At 38.1% G+C, this 674-nt stretch carries 1 protein-coding gene; it reads right to left on the bottom strand.

Features of this window, described 5'->3' with window-relative positions; genetic code table 11:
* Nucleotides 1-573, bottom strand: a 573-nt coding sequence (locus VQ048_RS13075; RefSeq protein ID WP_327611946.1) for a PRTRC system ThiF family protein, incomplete at its 3' end; no start/stop codon positions are given.
* Nucleotides 574-674: the final 101 nt, after the last annotated feature.

Here is a 674-nt window from a genome sequence, read left to right as displayed (position 1 = left end):
TTTTTTTATGGTCGTGAATTTTTCTGACTTTGGTTGCTCGTGTTTGCCTATCGTGGATAAAATCACTTGTCCTGTGTGTTGGCTATTACCAAAATCTAACCAATACAAAGGTTTATTTCTTTGATACCGATTGGTATTCTGTGAACAATCCTTGATGATGTCCGCAATTTCAAACCTTGCTTGTACACTATCCACACACGAAATATATAAATTACTGATAATCTCGTGAGAGTTGTTTTTCTGACAATCCTTTGTGAATTTGATAGTCTTGGCTTTCCAATTTGTCCCAAAAAAGCGGTTTACTCGGTTGATAAGTGCCACCGACTTATATAAACCCATTTCACTCTCGGCAAAAAGTTGTCTGCCTAAATTGGCTTGGCTAATGGTATCATCGTCCCACAAAGTAACGGATAATCCTGCGTGTCCCAATTCTATAAGTGCCGTATTCATTCGTGCAAGGGCGGTTAAGACTTGCGAACCTGTGCCACCTGCACCAATCAAGTTGATACTAATAGGGTTAGTCGCATTGATGAGGCTATTATCTGTGTAATGTATTTTATCTTTCGTTTCCATTATAAAATATCTTTTAGAGTTTTATTATTTGGTCTAAGCTGTTCGTTTGGGAATGGCTTATCTGTGTTGATGAGTTCTTTCCAAAGGCTTACGCAATTACC

This window comes from Bergeyella anatis (assembly GCF_036016955.1).
Classification (GTDB): Bacteria; Bacteroidota; Bacteroidia; order Flavobacteriales; family Weeksellaceae; genus JAYWXI01.
Note: the sequence above shows the minus strand (reverse complement) of the source record. Positions and strands in the feature narration are given on the sequence as shown.